20 protein-coding genes are annotated in these 23,147 nt (G+C 75.9%); 9 read left to right on the forward strand and 11 right to left on the reverse strand.

Annotation, left to right across the window (positions count from 1 at the left end; all coding sequences use genetic code 11):
• The first annotated feature begins 34 nt into the window (after positions 1-34).
• On the forward strand, positions 35-418 hold the full coding sequence (locus AC6I72_RS17540) for a DUF8819 family protein (protein WP_366723892.1): 384 nt from the start codon (positions 35-37) through the stop codon (positions 416-418).
• A gap of 25 nt (positions 419-443) precedes the next feature.
• Positions 444-722 (forward strand): DUF4031 domain-containing protein, encoded by a 279-nt coding sequence (locus tag AC6I72_RS17545; RefSeq protein WP_498001807.1) that lies wholly within the window; start codon positions 444-446, stop codon positions 720-722.
• Here the strand turns inward: AC6I72_RS17545 and AC6I72_RS17550 are convergent.
• Positions 704-1,771: a GNAT family N-acetyltransferase gene (locus tag AC6I72_RS17550; RefSeq protein WP_498001809.1), complete on the reverse strand. Its 1,068-nt coding sequence runs from the start codon at positions 1,769-1,771 to the stop codon at positions 704-706. The two genes, AC6I72_RS17545 and AC6I72_RS17550, sit on opposite strands and share 19 nt — an antisense overlap.
• A gap of 28 nt (positions 1,772-1,799) precedes the next feature.
• On the reverse strand, positions 1,800-2,453 hold the full coding sequence (locus AC6I72_RS17555) for an HD domain-containing protein (RefSeq protein WP_498001810.1): 654 nt from the start codon (positions 2,451-2,453) through the stop codon (positions 1,800-1,802).
• 145 nt (positions 2,454-2,598) lie between these two features.
• Between AC6I72_RS17555 and AC6I72_RS17560 the strand changes: the two genes are divergently transcribed.
• Complete coding sequence (locus AC6I72_RS17560; RefSeq protein WP_498001812.1) at positions 2,599-3,321, forward strand: copper homeostasis protein CutC; 723 nt, start codon at positions 2,599-2,601, stop codon at positions 3,319-3,321.
• A gap of 322 nt (positions 3,322-3,643) precedes the next feature.
• Here the strand turns inward: AC6I72_RS17560 and AC6I72_RS17565 are convergent, their stop codons facing one another.
• Complete coding sequence (locus tag AC6I72_RS17565) at positions 3,644-5,752, reverse strand: HelD family protein (RefSeq protein WP_498001813.1); 2,109 nt, start codon at positions 5,750-5,752, stop codon at positions 3,644-3,646.
• Between the two features lie 568 nt (positions 5,753-6,320).
• Here AC6I72_RS17565 and AC6I72_RS17570 point away from each other — a divergent pair.
• Together AC6I72_RS17570 and AC6I72_RS17575 are read left to right on the forward strand one after the other, a co-directional pair.
• A complete protein-coding gene (locus AC6I72_RS17570; RefSeq protein ID WP_037856963.1) occupies positions 6,321-6,503 on the forward strand; it encodes a hypothetical protein in 183 nt (60 codons plus the stop codon).
• 17 nt (positions 6,504-6,520) lie between these two features.
• Positions 6,521-7,705, forward strand: a complete 1,185-nt coding sequence (locus AC6I72_RS17575) for a glycosyltransferase 87 family protein (protein ID WP_498001815.1) — start codon at positions 6,521-6,523, stop codon at positions 7,703-7,705.
• On the opposite strand, the gene AC6I72_RS17580 is transcribed toward AC6I72_RS17575, so the two are convergent.
• Together AC6I72_RS17580 and AC6I72_RS17585 are read right to left on the reverse strand one after the other, a co-directional pair.
• Positions 7,668-9,314 (reverse strand): DNA repair helicase XPB, encoded by a 1,647-nt coding sequence (locus tag AC6I72_RS17580; RefSeq protein ID WP_498001816.1) that lies wholly within the window; start codon positions 9,312-9,314, stop codon positions 7,668-7,670. The genes AC6I72_RS17575 and AC6I72_RS17580 overlap by 38 nt on opposite strands.
• Before the next feature lie 258 nt (positions 9,315-9,572).
• Positions 9,573-12,158 (reverse strand): helicase-associated domain-containing protein, encoded by a 2,586-nt coding sequence (locus AC6I72_RS17585; RefSeq protein WP_498001817.1) that lies wholly within the window; start codon positions 12,156-12,158, stop codon positions 9,573-9,575.
• Between the two features lie 501 nt (positions 12,159-12,659).
• Between AC6I72_RS17585 and AC6I72_RS17590 the strand changes: the two genes are divergently transcribed.
• Both AC6I72_RS17590 and AC6I72_RS17595 read left to right on the forward strand, forming a co-directional pair.
• Positions 12,660-13,730 carry a hypothetical protein gene (locus tag AC6I72_RS17590; RefSeq protein WP_498001818.1) on the forward strand — a complete coding sequence of 357 codons (1,071 nt, stop codon included), beginning with the start codon at positions 12,660-12,662 and terminating at the stop codon, positions 13,728-13,730.
• Positions 13,731-13,801: 71 nt separating this feature from the next.
• A complete protein-coding gene (locus tag AC6I72_RS17595) occupies positions 13,802-14,506 on the forward strand; it encodes an HAD family hydrolase (protein WP_498001819.1) in 705 nt (234 codons plus the stop codon).
• Positions 14,507-14,569: 63 nt separating this feature from the next.
• On the opposite strand, the gene AC6I72_RS17600 is transcribed toward AC6I72_RS17595, so the two are convergent.
• Positions 14,570-14,818 carry a hypothetical protein gene (locus AC6I72_RS17600; RefSeq protein ID WP_366723883.1) on the reverse strand — a complete coding sequence of 83 codons (249 nt, stop codon included), beginning with the start codon at positions 14,816-14,818 and terminating at the stop codon, positions 14,570-14,572.
• A gap of 285 nt (positions 14,819-15,103) precedes the next feature.
• On the opposite strand from AC6I72_RS17600, the gene AC6I72_RS17605 reads away from it, so the two are divergent.
• Entirely contained in the window at positions 15,104-15,487 is a 384-nt protein-coding gene (locus tag AC6I72_RS17605; protein WP_037856949.1) for a cold-shock protein, read from the forward strand.
• A gap of 61 nt (positions 15,488-15,548) precedes the next feature.
• On the opposite strand, the gene AC6I72_RS17610 is transcribed toward AC6I72_RS17605, so the two are convergent.
• The 4 genes from AC6I72_RS17610 to AC6I72_RS17625 form a co-directional block, all read right to left on the reverse strand.
• A complete protein-coding gene (locus AC6I72_RS17610; protein ID WP_498001822.1) occupies positions 15,549-16,406 on the reverse strand; it encodes a 1,4-dihydroxy-6-naphtoate synthase in 858 nt (285 codons plus the stop codon).
• Positions 16,387-17,151 carry a futalosine hydrolase gene (locus AC6I72_RS17615; protein WP_498001823.1) on the reverse strand — a complete coding sequence of 255 codons (765 nt, stop codon included), beginning with the start codon at positions 17,149-17,151 and terminating at the stop codon, positions 16,387-16,389. Before AC6I72_RS17615 ends, AC6I72_RS17610 begins: the two co-directional genes overlap by 20 nt.
• A 55-nt stretch (positions 17,152-17,206) precedes the next feature.
• Entirely contained in the window at positions 17,207-17,674 is a 468-nt protein-coding gene (locus tag AC6I72_RS17620; RefSeq protein WP_037856939.1) for a hypothetical protein, read from the reverse strand.
• 111 nt (positions 17,675-17,785) lie between these two features.
• Positions 17,786-19,225: an MFS transporter gene (locus tag AC6I72_RS17625; RefSeq protein WP_498001825.1), complete on the reverse strand. Its 1,440-nt coding sequence runs from the start codon at positions 19,223-19,225 to the stop codon at positions 17,786-17,788.
• Positions 19,226-20,801: 1,576 nt separating this feature from the next.
• Between AC6I72_RS17625 and AC6I72_RS17630 the strand changes: the two genes are divergently transcribed.
• Complete coding sequence (locus AC6I72_RS17630) at positions 20,802-21,728, forward strand: DUF3027 domain-containing protein (RefSeq protein WP_498001827.1); 927 nt, start codon at positions 20,802-20,804, stop codon at positions 21,726-21,728.
• 194 nt (positions 21,729-21,922) lie between these two features.
• Here the strand turns inward: AC6I72_RS17630 and AC6I72_RS17635 are convergent, their stop codons facing one another.
• Complete coding sequence (locus AC6I72_RS17635) at positions 21,923-23,050, reverse strand: fatty acid desaturase (RefSeq protein ID WP_498001829.1); 1,128 nt, start codon at positions 23,048-23,050, stop codon at positions 21,923-21,925.
• Between the last annotated feature and the right edge of the window lie 97 nt (positions 23,051-23,147).

Here is a 23,147-nt window from a genome sequence, read left to right on the forward strand (position 1 = left end):
CGCACCGCGGCGGCCCCGTGCGCACAATGGAGCCATGGAACCCATCAGCCCGCTGGAGCAGGCCCTGCACGCCGCCCGTGCCCTCGTGCTCGCCGATCTCGTCGCCGGCCAGGTCGCCGAGGCGGACGTGGTCTCGCTCGTGGAGGACTCCGTCGTCCAGCGCCGCTGGTGGGTGGAGCAGTGGCCGGACGGGGCGCGGTACGTGGCCGGTCTGGTCGCCCAGGACGTCCAGGACGCCCTGCTGGAGCGGTACGGCCGCTGGCCGCTGTGCCCGGTGTGCGGGTACGGCGACCCGCACGCCCTCGACGTCGAACCCGAACTCGGCCCCGATCCGCACTGGGTGTGCGCGCAGGCGGGTGTGAAGGTCGCGCCGGTGGGCGCGCTGGCGCAGGCGATCGGCGGGAAGACGTCGTCGTGAGCCCCGCGCGTGGCACGGTGGCGCCGTGACCGTCTACATCGACCCGCCGGCCTGGCCCGGGCACGGCCGCCTGTGGTCCCACCTCGTCAGCGACGACTCCTACGACGAACTGCACGGGTTCGCCGCCGCGTTGGGCGTACCGGCGCGGGCCTTCGAACGCGACCACTACGACCTGCCCGCCCACCGCTACCGGGACGCGGTGGCGGCCGGCGCGGTCGAGGTCAGCAGCCGCGAGGTGGTGCGGCTGCTGCACGCGGCGGGGCTGCGCCGCCGCAAACGCCGCCTTCAGGAGCCGAGTTCGTAGGTGAACTGCTCGGCGTCCTCGCCCACCCGGACGTACCCGGCGCGGGTGACCACCCGCTGGGAGGGCACGTTGGCCCGGTCCACCGTCGCCAGCAGCCGCCGTACGTCGTCGCGGGCCAGCGCCCACGCCGACAGGGCGCGCAGCGCTTCGGTGGCGTAACCGTGGCCGCGGGCGGAAGGGGCCAGGTCGTAGCCGACCTCCGCGCACCCGTCCTCGTCGGGCGGGCCGTGGAAGCCCATGCCGCCGACCGCGCGCCCGTCCTCGCGCCGCACCAGCACGAACATCCCGGACTCGGGCCGGTGCGCCCCGCTCTCGTACGCCTTCGCGACCATCCCGGCGGCCGCCCGGGTACCGTCGAACGGCCCGTCCGCCACCCACCGGAGCCCGCCGTCCCCGCCCGCGTGCAGGTCACGTGCCGCGGCCGGCGTGACGCCCTCCAGGACGAGCCGTCCGGCGGGGAGCACGAGCGGGTTGCTCCACCGCCACTCGGTGACCGGCGCCCGGTCGGGCAGATCGCCGCGCCCGGTGGCCCACAGCAGGGTCGGCCAGGCGGCGGCGCCCGGCCGGACGTGCGGGAAGAGCCGCGTCAGCACGTCCTCGCACAGCTCGGCCCGGGGCTCGTAGGCCAGCCCCAGGCCCTGGGCGATGTCGTGCGTGTGCAGCAGCACCTCGGCGACGCCCATCGCGGCGAAGCCCTCGCGGTTCGCGCTGCGGAACGGGTACGGATGGAACGCGCGCACCTCGCGGGGCGTGGTCCGTACGGCCGCGGAGAGCAGCCTGCCGGTCGTCTCGATCACCTCCAGGGCGCCCGTGTTGTCCGTGCCCTCGTCGAGGGTGATCTCGAACGGCACGTACGCGTTCTGCGCCCGGCCCGCCAACTGCCCGGCGTAGGAGATGAGATCGCCCGCGACATGCTCGGCCGTCCGCAGGCAGTTCCACTCCAGGCGCCCGGCCCGCACCCCCTCCCAGTCCCGGTCCGCCGCCGTCCGCAGCACCGCCACGGCGCCCGCGACGGCCTGCTCCACCTCGTCCCCGCCCCATGCCTTCATACGGCGCAGCGTAGGTGCCGCGGCCGTCTCACGACGACAGCATTTCCAGCTCCGAGGAGAGGTTGTAGCGCGCCGTCGCCTCCCAGTGGCGCTGGCCGTAGGGGGTGCGGAACAGCAGGGGCCGGCCGAGCAGCCGGCGCAGGATCTCCGCGCGGCCCTCGCGGAACGCGTCGCCGGGGACGAAGTGGTACTCCGCGCGGACCGCGGCCGTGTAGGCGGCGTACGCCGACGGGGGCGCGGCCAGGATCGCCAGGTCGGCGTCGCACAGGACCTGGCCGTCGCTGTCGTCGCCGGCCGGGTCGTGGCAGACGGTGAGGCGGACCAGCCGGGCCGCCTCGGCCGTCTTGTGCGCCGGGACGCCGGCCTCGGCCAGCGCCCGCTCGGCCAGCCGCGCCGACCGCTCCTCGTTCTCGGAGCGTTCGGGCAGGTAGACGGCGTCGTGGAACCAGGCGGCCAGCCGGACGGTGTCCGGATCGTCGGCGTACTCCTCCAGTACGTCGACGTGGTCGAGGACCGCGGTGAGGTGGGTGAGCGTGTGGTAGTGCCGCTGCGGCTCCCGCCAGCGGCCGAGCAGGTTGTCGGCGTACGGCACCGGGTCCGGTCCGCCACCGGGGCCACGGGCGCCGTCGAGGGCGCGGGTCCATCGGATGCGCAGGGCTTCGATGTCGACGTGATCGGCCATGGCGCCATTGTCCTGCGCGATCGGCCCCGCCGAAGGGGGAGCCGGACATCTTCGGGCGACGGTTCTGCGCCCGGGGGCCCGTTCGGCGTACCCTGATATTGGACTAGACCTGTCAAGCCCCACGGCATCCGAGGAAAGGGGTCCTATGAGCATGCGTGCAGTCCTGGAGGTGATCGCCCTCGACGCCGAGGACGCGGTCGCCGCCCAGGCCGGAGGCGCGGACCGCCTGGAGCTGGTCACCGACATGGCGGCCGACGGGCTGACCCCGCCGGTGGCGACCGTCGCCGCGATCCGCGCCGCCGTCGACATCCCGCTGCGCGTGATGGTGCGGCTCGCGGACGGGTTCGCCGCGGGCGGTGACGGGGGCGTGGACAGGCTGGCAGGGGTCGTGCGCGACATGCGGGCCGCGGGCGCCGAGGAGTTCGTGCTCGGGTTCCTCGGCGCGGACGGCCTGGTGGACATGGCGGCCGTGGAAGCCGTGGTCGGCGCCCTGGACGGATGCCCGTGGACCTTCCACCGGGCGATCGACAACTCCGCCGACCGGGACGCCGTGCGCAAGCAGCTGGACGGGCTGCCGGGCCTGGACACGTACCTGACCGCGGGCGCGGCGGGCGGCGTGGACGCCGGGCTGCCCACCCTGGTCGCCGAGGCGGCCCGCGCCGGCCGGCCCGGCTACGAACAGCGGATCATGGTCGGCGGCGGCCTGCGCCTGGAGCACCTGCCGCCGCTGCGCGCCGCCGGGATCGACGCCTTCCACATCGGCGGCGCGGCCCGGTCCGGCGGGTGGGCCGGTGCGGTGTGCGCGGACGCGGTCGCGCAGTGGCGGCAGGTGCTGGACGGGCAGAACGCCGAGCAACTGGCGGTGTGAGCCCGCCGGGCCGGCGGTGACCCGGCCGGGCGGGTGACCCGGCCGTGCGGCGGGTGCCGTGCCCGGGGTGGCGGGGCCGGGCGTCCGGCGCGGGCGGTGGTGGCCGGGGGCCGGCGTCCGGTCCGGGCGGTGGCGGCTCGGCCGGGCGTCCCGGGCTGCCGGTGGTGTCCGGGGTCGCCGTGCGGCCGGCGGCGCGGGGCGTCGGCCGCCGGCTCGCGGCGGCGCGCCGGCGGTGCCTGCCCGGGGTCCGGACACCGGTGGTGCCTGCCGGGGGTCGGACACCGGTGGTGCCTGCCCGGCGGTCCGGACACCGCCGGCCGGTTCAGGTCAGCTGGGGCGGGAGCGGGGCCGTGTGGGTCACGATCAGGCCCGACACCGCACGGGTGAGGGCCACGTACAGGCGGCGCAGACCGGTCCGTTCGTCAGGTTCGCCGTCGACCACCGCCTGCGGGTCGTCGAGGACCACGTAGTCGTACTCCAGGCCCTTGGCGAGGGAGGCCGGGACCAGGGTCAGCCGGGTCTCGGCCGTCGTCTCCTCGCCGGGGGAGAGGTGGGCCAGGCCCGCCGCGGCCAGGGCGCCGGCCAGGGCCGGGATCCGGGCGTCGGCGGCGATCAGGCCGGTCGAGCCCTCGTGCCGCAGCAGTTCCTCGCAGGCGGCGACCACGTCGGCGTCCCTCTCGGCGGCCCGGATCCGGAAGAAGCCCGGGTTCTCCCGGACCGAGGCGACCGGCGTCAGCCCCGGCGCGATGTGCGGCAGCAGCCGGGAGGCGTAGGTGATGACGTCCGTCGGCACGCGGAAACCGGCGGTCAGCTCCTCGATGACCCCCTCGGACTTGCCCAGGTGGGCCAGCGCCTCCTCCCAGGTGCGGGTCGCCCACGGCGTGGTGCCCTGCGCCAGGTCGCCGAGGACGGTCGCGGAGCCGGTGGTGCAGCGCCGGCCGACCGCGCGGTACTGCATCGGGGACAGGTCCTGCGCCTCGTCCAGGACCACGTGTCCCAGGGAGTGGGTGCGCTCCACCAGGTCGGCGGCCTCGTCGATCAGCACCGTGTCGGCCGCCGACCACTTCGCGGACTTCACCGACCGCACCGGCTTCGCCCACAGGATCGTCTTCTGCTCCTCCTCGCCGAGGATCCCCTCGGCGTGCTCGGCGAGGAAGTCCGCGTCCGTGAGCAGCCGCAGCACCAGCCGGGCCGGGTCGACCGGCGGCCAGACGGCCTTGACGGCGGCCTTCACCGCGGAGTTGCGGGCCACGGTGTCCTGGACCCGGTCGTCGGGGGCCTCGCCCGCCCGCTCCATCTGCACCAGCACGGCGTGCGCGATGCGCTGCGGCAGGGCCTCGCGGGCGGCTCCGTAACGGATCCCGCGCTCCAGCAACTCCCGGACCAGCTCCTCCAGTTCGTACGCGGGGACGCGCCAGCGGCGCGAACCGCGCACCACCACGACCGGCTCGGTGGGCATCGTGACGTGCGAGTACAGCGCCCTGCGCAGCACCTGAGCCATGCGCGCGTCGCCCTTGACCAGCGCCGCCGCCGCGTCGTCCGTGCCGCGCACCTCGGCGTGGGCGACCAGGTCGTCGACGGTCGCCTGCTGCACGGCCAGCTCGCCGAGGGCCGGGAGCACCTGTTCGATGTAGTGCAGGAAGGACCGGTTCGGGCCGATCACGAGGGTGCCGGTGCGGGCCAGGCGCTCGCGGTGGGCGTAGAGGAGGTAGGCGACCCGGTGCAGGCCGACGGCGGTCTTCCCGGTGCCGGGGCCGCCCTGGACGCAGACGGTGCCGCCCAGGCCGGAGCGGACGATCTCGTCCTGCTCGGGCTGGATGGTCGCCACGATGTCGCGCATCGGGCCGACGCGCGGGCGCTCGATCTCCTGCTGGAGCAGCTTGCTGGTGGTGGCCGCCTCGTCCGGGTCGGACAGGTGCTCGTCCTCGTACGCCGTCAGGTCGCCGCCGGTGTAGCCGAAGCGGCGGCGCAGCCCGACGTCCATCGGGTCCTTCTTCGACGCCCGGTAGAACGGCTGGGAGACCGGCGCGCGCCAGTCGATGACCATGGGGTCGCCGTCGGCGTCGTGCACGTGCCGACGCCCGATGTAGAAGCGCTCGCCGTCGGCGCCCTCCGCCCGCTCGGCGCCGGGGGCGCGCAGGTAGTCGAGGCGGCCGAAGAACAGCGGGGTGTCGCTCAGGTCGGCCAGCGCCTTGATGCGCTCGTCGATCTGCCGGGCGAGCACCTCGGCGTTGACCCAGTTCGCGCTGACGTCGCGGATGTCGAGCGACTGGACGTCCTCGCGCATGGCGCGCAGGGCGGCGCGGGAGGCGGCCAGGTGGGAGCGCTCACGGGCGAGCGGGTCGTCGGCGGGGGGCTCGGCGGCCGCTGCCGCGGCCGTCCGGGGTGCCGCGGGACGTGCTTCGGAGTCGGTGGGCGTGGACGACGACAAGAGGGTGCCTCCGGAAGACCTACGGGACAGTCGGCGCGGCGCGGAGCCGCGCGCGGCGGCGGGTGACGCGGTGCCGTGCGGCGCGGGCGCGCGGGAAACTGCCGGCCGGTTTCCGTCCGGTCGGCGGCACTCCGGGGGGAGGCGGGCAGGAGCGGAGATTGTAGAGGGCCGGGGGCGGTGAGGGCCAACCGTTTTCCGGCGGCCGGGCGGGCGGGGCGGTGGCCCGGCGGGGCCGGGCGGACCGGTGACACCCGGCGGCTCGGCGGCTCGGCGGTTGGGCGACCACGTGGTCCGGCGGCTCGGCGGTGGTCCGGCGGCCCGAGGGGCTGGCGGCCTGATGGTGCGGTGGTCCGAGGGCGCGGTGGGCCGGCGGACGGGCGGGGCGGTGGGTCCCGGGGCGGCGGGTGGGCCGGCCGGTGCTGCCGGGGGAGCCGGCCGGGGCGTCCCCTAGGAGAAATCGCCCGGTCGGTGTAGGGGACGGTCTCCCTCCGGAGGGGTACGCGGACGGCGGGAGGATTGGCTCCGCAGACCGATGCCGACCAGGCGTCCCGAGAGCCACCCTTGAGTCATGAGTGCAGCGACCATCCATCCGGCACCCGCCGCTCGCCCGGCCGGTGCCACGGCTGTCAGGGGCAGCCACCACCACCGCCTGGGCGACGCCCTGCACGCCGTCAAGGTGTTCGCGGGTGCGGCGTTCGACGTGATCATCCTCGGGGAGTACGGCGAGGAAGCAGGCATACGCCACAAGTAACCCTTTAGGGTCGGTCCGTGACAGAACGGATGGTGGCCCTCCGGTCACGCGCGGCGGCCCACCCGGCCCTCCTGGCGGTCTCCTTCCTCGCCCTGGGGGCCGTGTTCGCCTCCCTGCGCCTGCCGATGCCCGACGCCCTGGTGTACCGGGCCGAGGGCGCCGCCGTCCTCCACGGCCGTGACCTGTACGGCTTCGAGGTCACGGAGGGCCACCTCCCGGCCACCTACCCCCCGTTCGCGGCAGTGCTGTTCGTGCCGACGGCGCTGCTGCCCGACCCGCTGCTGAAGTCGGCCTTCCTCGCGGGCAACGCGCTCCTGCTCGCCTGGCTCGTCCACCTGTCCGCACGCCTGGCGGGCCGCCCGGCCGGCCTCGCCGCGCTGTGCACCGCGACGGCTCTGGCCCTGTGGTGCGAACCCGTCTTCCAGACGTTCCGGTACGGGCAGATCAACCTCGCCCTGGCCTGCCTGGTGCTGTGGGACCTCACCCGGCCGCCCGGCGCGCGCGGCAGGGGCGCGGCGATCGGTCTCGCGGCCGGCGTCAAGCTCACGCCGGGACTCTTCGCCGTCTACCTGCTGCTGCGCGGGCGCGGACGTGAGGCGGCCACCGCGGCGGCCGCCTTCGCCGGGACCGTCGCCGTGGGCTTGCTCGCCGAGCCGGCGGCGAGCGTCGCGTACTGGACCCGTCACGTCTTCGAGACCGACCGGGTGGGGAAACTGTGGATCGTCGACAACCAGTCCCTCCAGGGCCTGATCGCCCGCGTGCTGCGCGACCCCGGTCCCGGGCTCGCCTGGCTGCTGCCGGACCTCGCGGTCGCCGCCGCCGGCCTCTGGCTGGCCCGCCGGGCGCCCGGCGAGCGGTGGGGCGTCCTGCTGACCGCCTTCACCGCGCTGCTGGTCTCCCCGATCAGCTGGTCCCACCACTGGGTGTGGTGCGTGCCGCTGACCGCCGTGCTCCTGGCCGAGGGCCACCGCGCCTGGGCGGCGCTCACCGCGGCCGTCTTCACCGCCCGCACCCTGTGGCTGGTCCCGCACGCCGGCGACCTGGACCTGCGCCTGCCGTGGTGGCAGGAACCGCTCGCCGCGCCCTACGCCCTGCTGGGCATCGCCCTGCTGGCGGCGAGCGCCCTGGGGTGTGTGGGACGCGGCGGCGACGGCGCGGCCCCGGTCAGCCTTCCCCGGCCAGCAGTTCGTCCGCGTCCATGATCCGGTAGGCGTAACCCTGTTCGGCCAGGAAGCGCTGGCGGTGCGCGGCGAAGTCCTGGTCGATCGTGTCGCGGGCCACCACCGAGTAGAAGTGGGCCTGGTGCCCGTCGGCCTTGGGGCGCAGTACGCGGCCCAGCCGCTGGGCCTCCTCCTGGCGGGAGCCGAAGGTGCCCGAGACCTGGATCGCGACCGTGGCCTCCGGCAGGTCGATGGAGAAGTTCGCCACCTTCGAGACCACGAGCACGTTGATCTCGCCCTCGCGGAAGGCGTCGAAGAGCTTCTCCCGCTGGGCGTTGGACGTCTCACCCTTGATGACCGGGGCGTTCAGGTGCTCGCCGAGCTCGTCGAGCTGGTCGATGTACTGGCCGATCACGAGGATCTGCTGCCCGGCGAAGCGGCGCACGATCGCCTCCGTGACCTTCCGCTTGGTCGCGGTGGTGGCACAGAAGCGGTACTTCTCCTCGGTCTCGGCGGTGGCGTAGGCGAGCCGCTCGGAGTCGGTCAGGTTCACCCGGACCTCGACGCAGTCCGCGGGCGCGATGTAGCCCTGCGCCTCGATCTCCTTCCAGGGCGCGTCGAACCGCTTCGGGCCGATCAGGGAGAACACGTCGGACTCGCGGCCGTCCTCGCGCACCAGCGTCGCGGTCAGCCCGAGCCGCCGCCGGGCCTGGAGATCGGCGGTGAACTTGAAGACCGGCGCGGGCAGCAGGTGCACCTCGTCGTAGACGATCAGCCCCCAGTCCCGGGAGTCGAACAGCTCCAGGTGCGGGTAGACGCCCTTCCGCCGGGTGGTGAGGACCTGGTAGGTGGCGATGGTGACCGGCCGGATCTCCTTGCGGGTCCCGCTGTACTCGCCGATCTCGTCCTCGGTCAGCGAGGTCCGCTTCACCAGCTCGTGCTTCCACTGCCGGGCGGAGACGGTGTTGGTGACGAGGATCAGCGTGGTGGACTTGGCCTGTGCCATCGAACCCGCGCCGACCAGGGTCTTGCCGGCCCCGCAGGGCAGGACGACCACACCGCTGCCGCCGTGCCAGAAGTTCTCCACGGCCTGCTTCTGGTAGGGCCGCAGCGCCCAGCCGTCCTCGGCCAGCTCGATCGGGTGCGCCTCGCCGTCGACGTACCCGGCCAGGTCCTCGGCGGGCCAGCCCAGTTTCAGCAGCGTCTGCTTGATCTGCCCGCGCTCGGAGGGGTGCACGGCCACGGTGTCCGCGTCGATGCGGGTCCCGACCAGCGGGGCGATCCGCTTGGACTTCAGGACCTCCTCCAGCACCGGCCGGTCCGTCGTCGTCAGCACCAGGCCGTGGGCGGGGTGCTTGCTGAGGGTGAGCCGTCCGTACCGGTCCATCGTCTCGGCGATGTCGACGAGCAGCGCGTGCGGCACCGGGTAGCGGCTGTACTGCACGAGGGCGTCCACGACCTGCTCGGCGTCGTGGCCGGCCGCCCGCGCGTTCCACAGGCCCAGCGGGGTCACCCGGTAGGTGTGGATGTGCTCGGGCGCCCGTTCCAGCTCGGCGAAGGGGGCGATGGCGCGGCGGCAGTCGTCGGCCTGCTCGTGGTCGACCTCCAGGAGCAGGGTCTTGTCGGACTGGACGATCAACGGACCATTCACGCGCGGCACCCTTTCGCTGACGCGGCCGGACGGCTCGGCCAAAACTCCAGTGTGCACCACCGGCCGCACGGGCCGGACCCTCACGACGGGCGGGCGGCCGGAGGGAGGGCCGGACCGCAGCCGGACCGTAGCCGGACCCCGGCCGGACCGCAGGCGGAGCGACGACCGACCGCAGGTGGAGCGACGGCCGACCGCAGCCGGAGTGCCGGGCGGGCGCCGGGCGGGCCGCGCCGGGGCCGCGGGAGGTCCTGGCGTCGCTCAGCCGGCGTCCGGCTCCAGCTCGGCCACCCCGGTGATCCGGTGCAGGGGGTAGGTGCGCACCTCGTCCGCCGTGTGGTCGTACGCCGTCACGAAGCCGCCCTCGACCCGGATGGGGGCGATGACGTGCTGGCCGGCGGTGCCCTCGGCGTTGACGTAGCCGATCCACAGGGCCTCGCCGGTGAGGACGGCGGCCTGCATGGTGGCCAGCGTCTCGGCGGAGCCGGTGCGGGGCAGGTCGCCGTCGGCCGCGGCCGACGCGGTCGCCTTGCGCGGCGCGGTGGAGGCCAGGTCGCCCGCCCGGATCGCGCGCACGGCCGCCGACAGCAGCGTGGCGTCGGGGACGGGCGGGCCGTCCGGGACCGGTTCGGGGGCGGTGCGCGGCGGGGTGCGGTGGGAGTCGGCCCGGGCGATCAGGACGTCCCCCTCGGCGGACTCCGCCGCCGGGGCGTACCCCATCGCGCGCAGGCCCTCCAGGAGGGTGGCCGGGTCGGCGGGCGTGGCCAGCACGGTCGGGGCGAGACGGCGCAGGCGCAGTCCGGCCGAGCGCTTGTCGGCGAGGATCTCGTTCAGCAGCGCGTCGTCGTCGCAGCGCACGTAGGCGGACGCGGCGCCCACCCGCAGGTGCCCGTGGCGCCGGGCCACGTCGTCGATCAGGTACGCGAGCGGCTGCGGGACCGGCGTACGGGAGTGCTGGGCGAGGAAGGCGTGCAGGTCGGCGGCGGTGCGGCCGGCGTCCAGGGCGCGCCGCACCGAGGCCGGGGTGAACCGGTAGACCGTCGCGCCGCCCTTGGACTCCACGTTCGCGAGCACGCCCAGCACATCGGCCAGCGGCCGTTGCAGCGGGCCGGGTGCCACCGCCGTCAGGTCCGCCTGGAGCAGGACGTGGTCCAGCGGCTCGGGCAGCAGCGGCGCGAGCAGGCGTGCGGCGGCGGCCGCGGAGGCCGCCTGCTCGGCGGCGGACGGAACAGCGGGGGCGGGGGAGACGGACGGGACGGCGCCCGGGGCGCCGGCCGCACCGGGCCGGTGGTGGTGGACGGGCAGCTTGTCGCCCGGCCCGGCGGGCTCGGCCGCCCGGGCCGGGGCCGCCGCGGGCGGAGCCCCCAGCAGCGCCCTGCCGTGCGCGGACAGCGCGCCCCGCCCGGTGACGCCCAGCAGCTCGGCCTCGGACAGCGTCCACCGGGCGAGGCGCTCCCGCAGGTCGTGGTCGTGGTCGCGCTGCGGCCCGCGCAGCGGACGCTCCCAGCGCAGCCGGGCGAGGACCGACTCGGGGTCCGGGGCGGCGCCCTCGGGCAGACCGGCCAGCAGGGACAGCACGCGGCGCCGTACCTCCGGGGCGGCCGAGCGGTCCAGACCCGGGCCGAGCGCGGACAGCGTGCGGTCCTTCGCGTCCCGCCCGCCGACCACACCCGGCGTCCGCGTCGCCGACAGCCACGCCCCGGCCAGGTGCGCCCAGCGGTCGGCCGGGGGCCGCTCCAGCCACTCGTCGTGGGCGGGGGTCGCCGCGTACCGCTCCTCGACGTCGCCGTCGGAGGCCAGCAGCCCGGCCGCGTAGGCGAGTTCGAGCCAGAATGCGGCGACCGGCTCGGACACGTCCAGCGCGACGGCGGTGCGCTTGAGGTCGCGCACGCTCAGGCCGCCCGCGCGCAGCACGTTCGGACCGCCCTCGTCCCAGTCCTTCAGCAGCTCCTCGACGGTGGCCAGCGCCGTGTACGCCTGCCCGGCCGCCGTCGCGTCCACGATCTGCGGGCGGTGCGTGGCCGCCGCGGTGACGGCGGGCGGCACCGGCTCGGGCGTGCGGTGCGCCCGGCCCGCGCGCAGGTGCAGTGCCGCCTCGCGGGGCAGCACGACCGTGCCGGGCGCCGTGGGCAGCAGCAGCCCGCGGTCCATCAGCAGCCGCAGCCGAGGCGCGGGATCGGCGGTGACCTGCCCGTACGGCGGCCCCCACACGAGGCGGTCGAGGACGTCGAGTGAGTCGTCCGGCACCGTTGCCAGCAGCGCGGCCATCCGCTTCCGGTCGGTGAACAGCGCGGTGAGCGCGGCGACCGCGGAGACGGAGTCGTGGGTGGAGGGCAGCCCGGCGGCGGTCACGATCTCCTGGATGCGGCCCGGCGACATGCCCGCCGTGGCCTCCTGCACCGTCGGCCCGAGCCCGGTGGGGGAGGGGTGCTGCGCGGAGGGGGCGAGCAGTTCGCGGGCGGTGCGCACCAGGCGCAGCCGGTCGTCGCCGCCCCAGACCAGGGCCTGCTCGCGCAGCGTGCCGAGCGCGCGGGGCAGCGCGGCGGCGACGGCGGCGTCCCCTTCGTCCCCGGCCATCAGGCCGAGCAGTTCGCCGTACGTCGCCGGGTCGCCCGCCACGGCCAGCGCCTCCGCCGTCTGGAGGGCGAACCGGTCCAGCCGCTCCAGGGCCCGCACCACCGAGGCGCGGGTGCCGGCGCGGGTGGCGAGCTGGGTGAGGTCGGCGGGGACCGGCGTGATGAGGTCCGGGCGGCTGCGCAGCAGCGCGGTCAGGGAGGCGTCGTCCCGCGCCCGGAGCGCCTCCGCGAGCGAGCGGGGGGCTGCCGCCGGTTTCTCATCGCTGCTCATCCGACCCACGGTAGCGGGTGCCCGCCGCAGCCCGGCAGGCGCGCGGCGGCGACGGGGCCGGCGACGGCACCCGGGCACGCGGGCGGCGGCCTCCCGGGGGTGCGGGCGGGGGCCCGGTGGCGGTCGCCCCGGGGGTGCGGGCGGTGGCGGGCAGCCGGGTGCGGGCGCGACGGCGGGTGCCGGGCGTGCGGGCGTGCACGCGGTGGGCGGGATCCGGCTGTCCGGGTGGCGGCGGGTTCCCGGGCGTGCGGGCGGCGATGCTCCTTGCTGTGCCGACGGTGGCCGAACTCCGGGTGCGCCGGGTGGTGGTGGCTCCCGGGTGTGCCGGCGGCGACCGGCTCCCGGCTGTTCCGGCGGTGGCCGGGTCCCCGGCGTGCGGGCGGCGTCCGGGACCCGGCCGTGCGGTCGCCGCCGGCCACGGTCGCCGGTGGCTACGGCGGGCGCCGCGCACGCGGTACCGTCGTGCCACGGGGTCATCGGCCAGCCGCCCCGGAGGGGTTCGTGGGGATCGAGAGCGACCAGGTCGTCTACGAGTATCTGAGCCGCGTCGGGGACGTCGCGCAGCAGCGCCAGCTGTCCTCGGCCACCCGGATGCGGCTCGTGTCGGAGCTGCGCGACGAGATCGACCGGTGCCGGGCGAAGGCGGCCGTCGACAGTCCCGCCGCCGTCCGCCGCATCCTGGACCGCCTGGGCAGCCCCGACGACATCGTCGCGGCGGCGGGCGGCACCGCCGGTCCGGGCACCCCCGGCGCAGGCGGCTCCGGAACCGTGTGGCCGCAGGGCCCCGCCGTCCCCGTGCAGCGCGAACCGGGCCCCGCCCCCGGCGGACCCGCCGCGGATCCGGAACCGGAGCGGGGCAAGCCGAGGGGGCTGCGCCGGGTCGTGCCCAGGCCGCGTCCGGCCCGCCCGGAGGCGGACCCCGCGCCGCCGGCCGGCGGCTCCGTCCCGCCGCACCTGGCGACCGCGGACGACCTGGCCGCCGCGCTGCCCCGCGACGGCTGGTGGCGCACGCAGGGCAGCCCGTTCGGGCTCGGGGACGACGTCCCGCCCGGTTTCGTCGGCGGTGTGGAGATCCCCGACCTGCTCAAGGCCCCGCCGTCCAAGGAGCCTGCGGCGGCGGAGCCCGCGCCCGCGGCTGTTGCGCCGGAGGACGCGGCGGCCGCACCGGAATCCGTCCCCCGGCGCCGCTTCCTCCTGCTGCTCCGGCGCACGGGCAGGCAGGCGGGCCCCGCCGGGAGGTGGAGCAACCCGCTGCTCCTGCTCGCCGCCGCGCTGCTGGTGGGCGGTGCGGTGACCGGCAACCCGTTCGCGCTGCTGTTCGGCTGGGTCATCGCGTACGGATCCCGGCGGCTGACCCCCACGGAGTCCAAGTGGGCCGTCATGGGCATGCCCGCGCTGGCCCTGGCCGCGGGACTCCTGTGGCTGTGGGGCCGCCAGGACGGCCGCTGGGGCACTCCCATCGCCCAGGGCCAGATGAACGACGCGGTCGCCCACACCTGGCCGTGGGTGGTCCGGGCGGCGGCCGTGCTGTCGGCCCTGTTCCTGCTCTGGCGCTCCCAGCGCCGGCGGTAGCGCCGCCCCGAGGGGGTCCGGGATCCGGTCCGGCCGTACGCCCGCCCGGCCCCCTGGGCACAATGGCCCCCATGGCCCACACCACCTCGCGTCCGCTGACCGTCGGGTTCGACCTCGACATGACCCTCATCGACTCGCGTCCCGGCATCCACGCCTGCTACCTGGAGCTGTCCGCGCGGACCGGGACGCCCGTCGACGCCGACCTGGTGGTCACGCGGCTCGGGCCGCCGCTGGAGGACGAGCTGGTCAACTGGTTCCCGGCCGAGCGGGTGGCGGCCGTGGCGGACCTGTACCGGGAGATCTACCCGGCGACCGCCGTCACGCCCACGCTCGCGATGCCGGGCGCGCGGGAGGCGGTCGCGGCCGTGCGGCGGGCCGGGGGACGGGCGATCGTCGTGACCGCCAAGTACGAGCCGAACGCCAAGCTGCACCTGGAGCACCTGGGCATCGAGCCGGACGCGGTGATCGGCGGCCTGTGGGCCGAGCAGAAGGCGCAGGCACTGCGCGAGTACGGCGCCCGGGTGTACGTCGGCGACCACGTGGGCGACGTGCGCGGAGCCCGCGCGGCCGGCGCCCTGTCGGTGGCGGTGGCCACCGGGCCGTGCGACGCGGAGGAACTGCGCTCGGCCGGCGCGGACGTCGTCCTCACCGACCTGACCGCGTTCCCGGCCTGGCTCTCGGCGTACGCGCAGTCAGGTGAAGGGGCCGCTGAAGAGGCGGGCGCGGGATCCGGCGAAGGGGCCGGCGCGCGGTCCGGCCCGCGTTTTTCGGCCTAGGCACGCGACCGGTTTTTCGGCCTAGGCACGCGCCCGGCGGCCCCGCCTACCCGGCGGCCCCGCCTACCCGGCGTCGCCGCGAGCCTGCCGGCGGCCCGCGGCGATCGACTGGAACACGCCGCCGGCGGCGATCAGGAAGCCGACGGCCATGAGCATGCTCAGCCCGAACATGTAGGTGGGGAAGGGCTTCGCCCCGAAGAACAAAGGCGCCACCGTCACCATGGTGCAGAGCGCGCCGAGGAAGAAGACGAGGGCACCGGCCCTGATGAGCCGGTCGCCGGGGGCGGGATTCGCTGGGGTCTTGTCACGCACCCGCCCAGGGTAGTTCCCCGCGCCCCGGGCCGGGCGGGGGCCGGGGCGCGGGCGGCCTCCCGGTGACGCCCGCGGGCGGCCGCCGGCGTCACCGGGCAGGTGGAGCGGACGCGGTGCCGCGAGCGGTCCGCGCGGCCGTGCGCCTCTTTTGCGCCACCCGGGGCGCGCGGGCTCCCGGCCCCGTCACGGGGCGTGGTTAAGGGCGTGATCGGGTGGGGAGAGCCCCGGTAAGGTGGTTCGTCGGCAGTTCAACGGCGTCCGGGACCGATCGAGGGAGTGTGTGCTTTGCCGACTGGCAAGGTCAAGTGGTTCAACAGCGAGAAGGGCTTCGGCTTCCTCTCCCGCGACGACGGCGGTGACGTCTTCGTCCATTCCTCGGTCCTTCCCGCCGGAGTAGACACGCTCAAGCCGGGACAGCGGGTGGAGTTCGGAGTGGTCGCCGGCCAGCGCGGCGACCAGGCCCTGACCGTGACGCTCCTCGAACCGGCCCCCTCGGTCGCGGCGGCGCAGCGCAAGAAGCCCGACGAACTGCTCTCGATCGTCCAGGACCTGACGACGCTCCTGGAGAGCGTCGGCCAGACCCTGGAGCGCGGGCGCTACCCCGAGAAGGCCTCCGGCAAGAAGGTCGCCGGACTGCTGCGCGCGGTCGCCGACCAGCTGGACGTGTGACCCGGCCGGCCGGTCCGGGTCACGGCTCGGGCCGCGGTGCCGGTGCCGCCGTCGGAGCCGGTCACGGGAAGGACAGCGCGTCCGGGCCGAGGGGCGGTACGAGTCCCTCGGCCGCCGCACGGGTGAGCAGCCCGCGGACCGCCGCGTAGCCGTCCTCGCCCAGGTCGGCGGTGAACTCGTTGACGTACAGCCCGATGTGCTGGTCGGCGACGGCCGGGTCCATCTCCTGGGCGTGCTCCATGACGTACGGCCGCGACGCCTCGGGGTCGTCCCAGGCGGCGCGCACCGAGGCGCGGACCGACTCGGCCAGCCGGTTCAGCGTGTCCGCGCCCAGCGACCGCTTGGCGATGATCGCGCCGAGCGGGATGGGCAGCCCGGTGGTGGCCTCCCAGTGCTCGCCCATGTCGGCGAGCTTGTGCAGACCGTAGTTCTGGTAGGTGAAGCGCGCCTCGTGGATCACCAGACCGGCGTCGACCTTCCCGTCCCGCACGGCCGGCATGATCTCGTGGAACGGCATCACGACGATCTCGCCCACCCCGCCGGGCACGGTGTCCGCCGCCCACAGCCGGAACAGCAGGTACGCCGTCGACTTCTCGCTGGGCACCGCGACCGTGCGCCCCTGGAGGCCGGCTTCCGGCTCGCGGGTCAGCACCAGCGGCCCGCAGCCCCGGCCCAGCGCGCCGCCGCACGGCAGCAGCGCGTACTCGCCCAGCACGTACGGCAGCACCGCGTACGACACCTTCAGCACGTCCAGCTCGCCGCGCTCGGCCATGCCGTTGGTGAGGTCGATGTCGGCGAAGGTGACGTCGAGGGCGGGCGCGTCCGGGACGCGGCCGTGGGCGAGGGCGTCGAAGACGAAGGTGTCGTTGGGGCAGGGCGAGTAGGCGATCTGCAACTGCTCAGGATTCTGCGGGCTCATGTGGCTTCCAACTCTCCAGTACGGGGACGAGCTTCCCGAAGCCCTCGGTCAGGGCCGCGAGCGCGTCGCCGATGCGCCAGGCGGCGCGGTCGCGCGGCCCGACCGGGTTGGAGACCGCGCGCAGCTCCAGGACGGGGACGCCGTGCGCGCCGGCCGCCTCGGCGACGCCGAACCCCTCCATGGCCTCGGCCAGGGCGCGGGGGTGGCGGGCGCGCAGGGCGCCGGCGCGGGCGGCGGTGCCGGTCACCGTCGAGACGGTCAGCACCGTGCCGGTGGCCGCGCCGGTCGCGGCGGCGGCTGCCCGTACGAGTGATCCGGGGGGACGGTGGGTGACGGTGCCGAAACCGAGGTCGGTCACCGGCAGGAATCCGTCACCGGTCTCGGCGCCCAGGTCGGCCGCGGTGATCTCGTCGGCGAGGACGAGCGACCCGACGGGCGCGCCGGCAGCCGCGGCGGGCGGCGCGCCGCCGTCCGTGCCGCGGTCCGTTCCGGTGCGCGCGGCGGTGGTCGTCCGGGGTTCCGCGCCCGGCTCCCGGCCGGGCGTGAAGCCACCCGCGATGCCCGCGGAGACGACCAGGTCGTACGGGGTCCCGCCGAGCGCGGCGGCCGTGAGGGCGGTCGCGGTGGAGGCGGCGGCGAGGGCCGGGCCGACCCCGGCGGCGATCAGGTCGTACCCGCCGAAGCGGTGCACGGTCGTCGCGGGCAGCGGCAGTTCACGCCCCGGTTCCGTGAACGCCCGTGCCACCGCGTCCCGTTCGGCCGGGACGGCGGTGGCGACGAGTACGCGTACGGAGGACGTGTCAGGAGTCCTTCTGCAGCTTGAAGGACCACACGCCCGTCACGTCCTTGTCGCCCTCCTTGATGGCGATCCAGGTGGAGTTCCCGCTGGCGCCGTACTGGGGGTTGAAGAACACGCTGCCCGGAATGGTGGTGTACGTCTTCTTGCTGGTGTCGGTCAGCGGCTGACCGTTCATCAGGACGGCCCAGCCCTTGTCCGCGATGTCCGGGTCGACACCGAGGCGGACGGTCTCGTCGGGGTCGACCTTGATCGTCTTGTCCGACTTCAGGCACTTCGGCAGGTCGGCGGTCTTGATCGCCTTGCCGTCGTTGTAGCAGGTGGCCTCCGAGTGCACCGAGTCGTCGCCGACGGTGATCGTGGCCATCGGCGTCGGCTTGTCGCAGGCCGTCAGGAGAAGCAGTCCGGCGGAAACGGCGCCGGCGGCGGCGACGGCGCGGCGGCGTCGCACAGCGGATTGCAGCGAGGTCATGGCCGAAGGCTATCGGGCGCGTCCAGCCCTGTGGCCACGCGGGGGTACGGCGTGCCGCCCGACCGGCCCGGCAGGCGGGGCCGGGCCCCTCCGGGGCCGCCCCCGACGGGGTCAGGCCGCCCGGGGACGGCCGGTGTCCGCGCCGCGGCGGGCGGAGGCGAGCAGGCCGCGTGCCGTGGGCAGCCAGCCGGCCGCGACGATCGCCGCGCCCACCCACAGGCCCAGTACGCCGTTGAGCGGCAGGACGATGCCGATCGCGCCGCCCAGCACCCAGGCCATCTGCAGCAGCGTCTCGGAGCGGGCGAACGCGGAGGTGCGCACCACCTCCGGCACGTCCCGCTGGATCAGCGCGTCCAGCGACAGCTTGCCCAGCGCCTGACCGAACCCGGCGAACGCGGCCAGGCACGCCACCAGGAACGCGCCGAAGAACACGGCCGCGGTGACCGCCACCCCGAGCACGATCGCCACGACCGTCACGACGATCAGCTCCGGGGCGCGCGAGCGCAGCCACGCGCCGACCGCGGTGCCGAGCGCGTTGCCCGTGCCCGCGGCGACGCCCACTATCCCCAGCGACACCGCCGCGCTCTCGCCGGCCAGCGGGTGCTCGCGCAGCAGGAAGGCGAGGAAGAAGATCAGGAAGCCGGACAGGCAGCGCAGCGCCGCGTTCGCGGCCAGGGCGTGGGTGACGGCCGTGCCGACGCTGCGCAGGCCGGGGCGCTTGGGCGGCCTGCGGCGCGGCCCGTGCGGCCGTTCGGCGTCGGCGGCGAGCAGCGCCCGGTCCTCGCCCTTGGCCGAGTCGACCTTGCGGGGCAGCGAGAAGGAGAGGAACGTTCCCGCGACGAAGATCACAAAGGCGCCGTACAGCGGCCAGCGCGGCCCGACCAGGTGCAGTCCCGCCCCGATGGGCGCGGCCGCGCCGGTGGCGAGCAGCCCGCCCAGCGTCACCCGCGAGTTCGCCTTGACCAGGGAGAACGACGGGGGCAGCAGCCGCGGCACCACGGCACTCCTGACCACGCCGTACGCCTTCGAGGCGACCAGCACGCCGAGGGCCGCGGGGTACAGCTCCAGGCCGCCGCCGGCCGCGGCGCCCGCGATGATCAGGGCGAGCAGCGCGCGGGCCAGCATCGCGGCGGCCATCGCGGCGCGCCGTCCGTGCGGCAGGCGGTCCAGCAGGGGGCCGATGACCGGCGCGAGGACGGTGAACGGCGCCATGGTGATGGCCAGGTAGAGCGCGACCCGGCCGCGCGCCTCGTCGGTGGGGACCGAGAAGAAGACCGTGGAGGCGAGCGCCACGGTGATCATGACGTCGCCGGCGCCGTTCACCGCGTGCAGCTCGATCAGCTTGCCGAGCCCGGACTCGCCGGCGCCGTGCGCGTGCGTGGCGCGGCGGATGCCGCGGACCGTGGCGGTGAACGGCAGGCGCAGGGCACGGCCCACCGCGCGGACGGGCCCGCCGAACCGGCCCGAACCGCTGCCCCGGCTGCTGCCCTCCGCCAACCCCTCGGGCTCACCGAGCCCTGCGGTCTCCGGGGGCGTCCTCGCGGCTGCCACCCCGTCATAGTGCCCCGATACGACCGCCGCTAGCGCCATAACGGCCCGGATCGACGACGGACGGCCCCAACAGCCCCACCCCACCCCGCGCCCCCTACGAGCCCCCACGCACCCCCGCCCGCCCCCGCACGGTTCACGGTTCGGTCCCCGCACGGTTCACGGTTCGGTCCCCGCACGGCTCACCGTTCGGCCCCCGCACGGTTCACGGTTCGGTCCCGGCGCCGGTCCCGGTTCCGGCCCCGGTCCAGATCGCGGCCCCGATCCCGGACCAGCCCCGACGGGTCCGCGTCCGCCCCGGATCGACCTCGTCGGGTGCGACGGCGACCGGTGCGACGGCGATACCCGACGGGCCCGGCGCGGGGCGCGGCCCGTCCCGACCGGCCCCGGCCCGCCCCCGGCCCGCTCGCGGTTCGGTCCCGGGCCGGGTCGCGGGCTTCAAGCCCGGCCCGACCCCGACGGGTCCGCCTCCGCCCGGTGCGACACCGGGCGGTCCGCCCGGCGCGCCAAGGGCCGGGCGCTGCGCGGGTGCGCCTTCCGGCTGTCCGCCGGCCGTGTCCGCGCCCTGATCGGCCCCGACGGAGGTGGGCAAGTCCACGACGATCCCTGACGGGCCGGCGCGGGGCGCGGCCCCTCCCGACCGGCCCCGAGCCGGCCGTGGGGTGACCCCGGACCGTCCCGGCTCTCCCTGCCCGCCCCGGCCCACCGGGCGGGTATCCGGAGGCCCCCAGACCATCCGGGCGTCCCCGGCCGCCCCGGCCCACCGGGCGGGTATCCGAAGGCCCCCCAGACGTTCCAGGCGTCCCCGGCCGCGCCCGGTCCCGCCCCGGCCGTCCCGGGCGCGCCCTTGTGCCGTCCCCGGCCCACCTGGCCGGTGCACGGCGCGTCCCCCGGCGCCCACCGGCGGGTCCGGCCCGACCCCAGCCCTGCCCCGGCCCGCCTCCGGCCTGCCCCCGGCCCGGCCCAGGGCCACCCCGGCGGCTCCGGCCCGACCCCAGCTCGGCCGCGGGCCCCCAAATCCGCTCCGAGGCTGTCCGACCCGGCTTCCCCCTGGCCTGCCCCCCGGCCCCGGCCCAGGGCCGCCCCGGCGGCTCCGGCCCGACCCCAGCCCCGGCCCGGCCGCGGGCCCCCAGATCCGCTCCTGGGCTGTCCGACCCGGCTCCAGCCCCCCGGCCTGCCCCCGGCCCGGCCCAGGGCCACCCCGGCGGGTCCGGCCCGCCCCCGGCCCCCGGCCTGCCCGCGGCCGGGCCCCCAGATCCGTCCCTGGCCTGTCCGGACCGGCCCCGGAACCCGCCGGGGCCGTCCCGGATCGCCCCTTTCCCCTCCGCCCGGACCCCGCCGCGCGGGGTTGAACCCACCGTCGGTGTAGGCCCAGCGGCGGCGAGAAGGTAGCGTGCGTAGCGCGCCGTGGCGAACGTTCTCGGCCGCGCGCCTTACGTGCATACCGCAGAATGGATGACGTAGGTGCGCCCGAGCGCGATCGGGCGCGGACGTCGACGCGGTCCAGGGTCCGCTCCGTCCGCCCCGCCGCCTTCAGGCCGGCGCACCCGAGAGACGGCGTAGGAGAGAAGCGATACCTGTGAGCGCAGCGACCACGCGAAGCCGCACCCCCGACCGCCTGTGCGCCGAGGCGGTCGACCTCGCCCGGGCCGCAGCCGAGGAGGCGGCGGCCCCCGGCGTCGTCGGCGAGCACTCCGGCCTGGTGTCCGAGGGCGACCGCGTCGTCACGCACTTCTTCGAGTGCAAGGAGCCCGGCTACCGCGGCTGGCGCTGGGCGGTGACCGTGGTCCGCGCCTCGCGCGCCAAGATCGTCACCCTGGACGAGGCGGTCCTGCTGCCCGGCCCCGACGCCCTGCTCGCCCCCGAGTGGGTGCCCTGGAGCGAGCGGCTGCGCCCCGGCGACATGGGCCCCGGCGACCTGCTGCCCACCGACGCCGAGGACCTGCGGCTGGAGCCCGGTTTCTCCGGGGAGGACGAGCCCGCGCCGAATTCCGCGGTCTCCGAGGAGATGGCCCAGCTGGCGGAGGCCGAGGACGCCGACGTCACCGCGGGCCCCCCGCGCAATCTGCCCACGGCCCCCTCCCGCGGCTCGATCGCCGCGGTCGCCGAGGAACTGGGCATGCGCCGTGCCCGGGTCCTGTCCCGCTACGGCCTGCATGCCGCCGCCGACCGCTGGGAAGAGGCGTACGGCGCGAAGACCCCGATGGCCCAGGCGGCCCCGGCGTCCTGCGTGAGCTGCGGTTTCCTGACGCCGATCGGCGGCTCGCTGGGCCAGGCGTTCGGTGTCTGCGCCAACGAGTTCTCCCCGGCCGACGGGCGGGTCGTCTCCCTGGCGTACGGGTGCGGCGGCCACTCCGAGGCGGCCGTCATGCCCAAGCCCCCGCAGCCGGCCCCGCCGGTGGTCGACGAGACCCGCGTGGACCCGTTCCCGCTGCGCCCGGCGCGCGACTCGGGCTCGGTGCCGGACGCCTCCGACGAGGACACGGCGGAGCTGGGGCACTCGTAAAGCTGCGGTGGCGGCACGGGGCGGCCCGTGCCGCACAACTCCGGGACGGCTGCCTTCCCCTGGGCGAGCGCTCCGGCCTGGGGGCGGCACGAGGTTCGGCCCGGCTGGTCCTGCGAGGGAAGCGGTTCTGGGCGCCTCCCCCGCGCTTCGTGCGCGCGTTCATGTCACTCATCACTCGGGATCGCCGAGCGCGCTTACTGTGACGAGTGACTGAGTGATTGCGCATCCTGGCTGCCGCTGGGTTGTCCGCTGCTGTCCGGGCCGTCGGCGCGGGCCGCAGGAGCCGCTGGGGCTGCGAGAGCATGCCAGTGGCGGCGCAGTACAGCCGACTTGCCAAGGACGAGCGCCTGCGGCCGGTAGCCCGGGCCGATCAGGGAACGTTCCAGCGCGGGTAGATAGTTCCAGCGCACCGCCGGGTGCGCGGAGTGCGCGAAGTGGTACAGGTCCCCGTACGGCAGCCACGTACCGCGTGCCAGCAGGGCAAGCAGCATGTTGCGCGGGTACAGCCGCAGGCATCGTCCGGCTTCGACGGCCACCGGCGGCCCGATGACCTGCTCCGGATCGAACCAGCGGTGCTCCACCAGCAGCGACATCCAGGCGAGCTGCGGATACAGCAGCAGCCGGGGCAACAGGAAGACGAACAGCGCCGCCTGCCAGCCGAATCCCGCAGCAAGAGCCGCTGTCACTGCCACCGGACCGGCCGCCCGAAGGCGCCCGGCGCCCGGCTCTCGCCACAGATCGGCCAGGCTCCGCACGGTGCCGGATATCCCGGCCGGAGTAAGCGGATGGACCGTGCCGAGGGCGTAACGTGTCATTCCGGCCCCGGTCCGCAGGCCTGCCCGGTGCAGCTCCACCAGGTTGGGGTCGCTCCCGGAGACCGTCGCGTTCGGGTGGTGCTCGCGGACGTGTCGACGGCGGCGTACGGGCACGGGAACGAACCCGAGTGGGACATGGACGGCCGTCTCGGCGAGCAGCGTGTTCAGCCGGCCGGAGCGTGTCAGGACGCCGTGCACCGCGAAATGGCTGACCTCCTGCAGATGGCGGAATTTCACCGCGCTCGCGACTGCGGCGACCGCGCATCCCCACGCACCCCCGTGCACGGCCACCGCACACCATCCGGCGAACTCCAGCCAGTGGCCCAGGAGCAGGAGCACGGGCGTGACGTTGTTGAGCCGCTCACGCTGGAGCGACATCACTGCCCGAAGCGAGTCGGGCCCGCGCCGCCCTCGTGCCGCCCGTACCGGACTGAACCACCACCGGTCCGCCTGCCGCAGCACGATCCCCACCGCGATGACCAGCAGACCAGCCGACAGTGCCCCCACGCCGTTGCCCTCCCCGTCACTCCCGGTCCCGCACTCGGTCGGGGGACCAGCCGAGCAGACGCGGTACCGCGCTCCTCGCCGGCCAGGCCTAGGGAGA

The sequence above is a fragment of the Streptomyces sp. Xyl84 genome (genome assembly GCF_059731885.1).